At 71.9% G+C, this 4,297-nt stretch carries 3 protein-coding genes; all 3 read right to left on the bottom strand.

Going from position 1 to position 4,297, the window contains the following annotated elements:
* Window positions 1–333: 333 nt before the first annotated feature.
* The 3 genes from AC08OU_RS11295 to AC08OU_RS11285 all read right to left on the bottom strand — a co-directional run bounded on the left by AC08OU_RS11295 (window position 334) and on the right by AC08OU_RS11285 (window position 3,770).
* The gene (locus AC08OU_RS11295) at window positions 334–582 is read right to left on the bottom strand and encodes a hypothetical protein (protein WP_476600150.1); all 249 of its coding nucleotides are present in this window, start codon (window positions 580–582) and stop codon (window positions 334–336) included.
* Between the two features lie 221 nt (window positions 583–803).
* Window positions 804–1,835: a helix-turn-helix domain-containing protein gene (locus tag AC08OU_RS11290; RefSeq protein ID WP_476600152.1), complete on the bottom strand. Its 1,032-nt coding sequence runs from the start codon at window positions 1,833–1,835 to the stop codon at window positions 804–806.
* 273 nt (window positions 1,836–2,108) lie between these two features.
* Window positions 2,109–3,770 (bottom strand): class I adenylate-forming enzyme family protein, encoded by a 1,662-nt coding sequence (locus AC08OU_RS11285; RefSeq protein WP_462187303.1) that lies wholly within the window; start codon window positions 3,768–3,770, stop codon window positions 2,109–2,111.
* Window positions 3,771–4,297 lie beyond the last annotated feature (527 nt).

Below are 4,297 nucleotides of genomic sequence, written 5' to 3'. Positions count from 1 at the left end.
GTGCGGATGTGGCCAGCAGGGAGCCGCCGGCCATGCCGATGTTGCGACGTCGCGCCGCCAAGTGGACTTGGGCGTGGGCGGGGCCGATTTCGTACCGGTGGTAGTGGCAGCCAGGGCAGACGTGGAAAATGGAGGTGCGGCGACGTAGACAGTGATCATGGGATACGGATCCTGGTGACGCTCTCCTCGACGAGGCCGACGGCGGGCCAGCCGATCGACGCCGGTGACTGACCGGGGCTCGTCGGCCGCTACGGCGAGTTGGTAGCCCCGATCGTGGTGCGAGCGGCCTGTTGTGACGCGGGCGTGCCCGCCTGGTCGCCGACTCGGGCCGCGTCAGGTGCGTCCGCAGGCATCGAGAAGAAGCTCGGCGACGGGCGTCCTCACCTCCACACGGTCGCCGACCGACCGGATCACCTCGATGGCGGTCTCGGTGGCGGTGTCGTTCGCCCAGGCGTGCGCGGACGCGTGGAGGCGGTCGCCGGGATCGTCGCTCGGCTGGTCGAGCTCTACCTGCCGCACCTCCAGCACGTCCACCTTGACCTGGCCATACGGAGTTGGCAGCAGGACGCCTGCGGGCTCCACGGCCCTCGCGCCCGCCGCTGCGCGGAGCACCTCCAGGTGCGGCGTGGTCCCGTGCAGTCGGTCGACAACGTCCAGATCGACCGTCGCCCGGTGGGCGTTGGAGATTCGGGCACAGCACCGCCAGCCCGCCGACCACGACAGGCGGCTGGCCGGTGAGTGTCCGCGCTTCCTCGACGGCCTGGACGACCGCGGCCATCGCGTCGCCCAGGAAGGTCACCCGGCTACCAGACACGGGCCCACCCCGGCTCTGGTAGCCAGGCGTCGAGGATCTCGCGCCCACGCCCCACGTCCTGAGCCAGATCGAGCGCGACGAACAGCGGATGCGCAAGCGGCCACCGCCACCGCTCGGGCAGGAGATCGACGCGACGGGCGCAGACGGCCGCCACCGGTGCGACCCGCACCGCGGCACGCGCCTGGGCCGGCGCCGGAGCGGCGCCGAGAAGCGTAGCCGCGCGCCGGAGCACCGCCTGATCGGGAACGAAGAAGTCAGGCACCTGGTCGGCGCGGACAGCGACCGGGGTACCGTACGCCGCGGCGGCGGTCGTGTCCGTCAACGCCCACCCAATCTCGTTTTCCACGTCACGCAGGCCGAGACGCAGCGATCTGGTGACGCCGCTGGTGTCACCGGGATCGGGGAGTCTGGCGAGATAGGCGCGCGGCGTTGGCCATCGCTCGGCCACCTGCCAGAACAGCCGCGAGTCCGTGACGACGTTCGCGGCGTCGACAAGACCGTCGTGCCGCAGCGCCGCCAGCAGCTCCGACACCGTGCTGGCGGAGCGGCCGAGCCGGCGCGCCAGCTCCCGGACGGCGGTGCCCGCTTGCGGCTCCATGAGCAAAGCGGTCGCGACCTCGAGCCCGGCCGTGCCGCTCAAGGCCCGTGTCCGCGCACCGCGTCCGGTGACCGGACTGACCTCGGCGTCGATCACAAGGTTGCTCGAACGAAGCGCGATCCGGCCGCGCAGGTCGTAGTAGCCGGCCCGATGCTCGGTCAGCAGCTTCCGGGCCGCCCCGGTCACCCGGTCCGCGACGACCAGGAGAAGGAAGCCGCCCGATCCACCGGGTGGACGGCTGGCCGCGAGCAGCTGCGCGGCGACGCCCTCGGACACCAGTGACCGGCGCTTGAGCTCGATGGGAACCGCGACACCATCCGGGTCGAGCACGAGATCGACCCCGCGATCGGGCCCGGAGGCGGGCGGTCGGGCCTCGACTCCGAGCTGGCAGAAGGCGTCGACCACGAGGGCCTCGGTGTCCACGCGGACCAGCGTTCACGCTGTTCGCTGTTCGGTCAATACCGAACAGCGAACAAGGGCGCGGCGAGCAACAGCCCGCGAGATCGGGCGGGACAAGGACCGCGGACAAGGTGAGAGGGGTCGAACCGGGTCGGGTCGAGCGAAGCTCGACATCGGGGGTTCGGGGGGTTGCCCCCGGCAGACATCGCGGCAAACGCCGAAGCTGACGGAAGGTCAGCGAGCATGGCAAGCCAGCCCGCAGCGTAGCCGGGGCTCGAACCTATCCGCTCCGTCGGGTCAGGTCGGCGCCATCAGCGGCCCCGGGGCCGGCAGCGACCTCGGCGCCGCCAGCGACCGCAGCATCCGTCGGTCGGTCTTCAGGCTGCTGGTGAGCGGCAGTGCCTCGACGATGTGCACCTCACGCGGGTACCGGATGGGACCCAGCCGGGCGCGGCCCCAGCGCACCAGCTCCTCCGGGGAGACGGTGCCACCCGGGACGAGTTCCACGAACGCGACCACCTCCTCCCCGCGCCGGGAGTCCGGTCGGCCCACGACGCCGCACGAGGCGACCTCGGGATGGGCGAGCAGGCCGTCCTCGACGTCGCGCGGATAGACGTTGACGCCACCCCGGATGATCAGATCCTTGATCCGGTCAACCACGTACAGGTAGCCGTCGGGGTCCAGCCGGCCGATGTCCCCGGTGTGCAGCCAACCGCCCCGCAGCGCCCCCGCGGTGGCCTCCGGGGCCTGCCAGTACCCCGTCATCACCATCGGGCCCCGCACGCAGATCTCCGCGTCCTGGCCCCGACCGGCCTCGCAGCCGTCGGGGAGCTCAATGCGCACCTCGACCCCGGGGGCGGGCACGCCCACGCTGCCGAGTCGTGTTCCGCCCACCGGCGAGGTGGTGATGATCGCGGATGACTCGGTACAGCCGTATCCCTCCACCAGCTCGGCGCTGGGCAGCCGCCGGCGCCATTCGAGGGCGGTCTCCCGGGGCAGCGGCGCGCCACCGCTCGTCACCCGCCGCAGGGTCGACAGATCGTAATCGTGCAGGGGCTGCGCGAGCAGCTGCGCCACCATGGACGGCACCAACGCACTGATGTTCACCTGGTGCTCGACCACGAGGTCGAGCCAGCTCCGCGGCTCGAACCAGCGCATGAGAACCATCGGTCCGGGGTTCACCATGTGCAGGGTCATGACGCTGATCGTCAGCCCGTAGACGTGGGACAGCGGCAGCGGCAGCAGGCCGGCCAACTTCTCGTCCGGGGTGGCCGACATCGCTGCCCAGCCACCCGCGGACAGCCCGTCGTGCGAGAGGACCACCCCCTTCGCCCGCCCGGTCGTGCCGCCGGTGTAGAGCAGCGCGGCCATGTCGGAAGGATCCACCTCCACAACCGGACTCTCCTCGCCGGCCTCGAGATCGGCGAAGCGCAGTACCGGGGTGGTGAGCCCGACCCGGAGTGTGCCGGCCTGGAGCATGGATCGTGGCGGGGACGGGGACTGCGGCGGAGGCGGGGAGACGCCGGGCCGGTCCCCGTCCGCCAATATCAGGGCGCGCACCGCCGAGCCGCCGTCGCCGACCGCCGCGCGGACCCGGTCCAGGAACTCGGGTGTGGTGACCACGAACCGGGCTCCGCTGTCGACGAGGACGTGGCGCAGCTCGTGCTCGGTCAGCAGGAACAGCACCGGGGTCACGACCCCACCGGCCCGCCACACCGCCTGGTAGGTGACACCCACCTCGGGACAGTTGGCCATGCACACGGCCACCCGGTCGCCCCGGCGCAGACCCGCCGCCCGCAGGCCGCCCGACAACCGGCGGGCCCGCGCCAGCAACTCCCCCGACGTCTGGTCGCGTCCCTCGAAGCGAAGCTCCGCCGTGCCGCCGGTCCGTTCCTGCGCCAGCTCGGCGAGCCGACCGAGGCTGATCCCGGCCGGACGAGATCCGGTTGCGGTCACCATACGATCCGCCTTCCGTAGCCGTGTCTTCCTGTGTGCCCCTGCCTGCGCCCCGTGCCTGTGCGCCCCGTGCCTGTGCGCCCCGTGCCTGTGCGCCCCGTGCCTGTGCGCCCCGTGCCTGTGCGCCCCGTGCCTGTGCGCCCCGTGCCCTCGTGATGGTGCACCGCGACACGCTCGTAGACCAGCAGGTACCGGCAGGACGTCACCCCGCAGCGTCACGACGGACGCCCGAACCACCGTCGGATGCCATGCTCGGCATACCTGCGGGAGACGGGACCGGTCCATCCCGCCCGGACGGAGGTCGGACGACGCATCGCCCTGTGAACGGCCATCACCCGCCCCCCGCGTGGTGAAGCCGGGAAGGCCCGGTTCACGATGGTGGCCGGTCCCGACTCCGGACCGGCCCCGGACCGCGGCCATCGGTCCCGGCAGACGGAGGTGCCCATGGGCTCGCCCATTGGTAAGTCCTCGGCTTGGCGCAACTGGGCGGGCAATGAGACCGTCCGGGAGTCGAAATGAAATAACTTGCG

The organism is Frankia sp. CcMO1, from assembly GCF_977945845.1.
The sequence above is the reverse complement of the archived record's forward strand: the minus strand, read 5'-3'. Positions and strand labels throughout refer to the sequence as shown.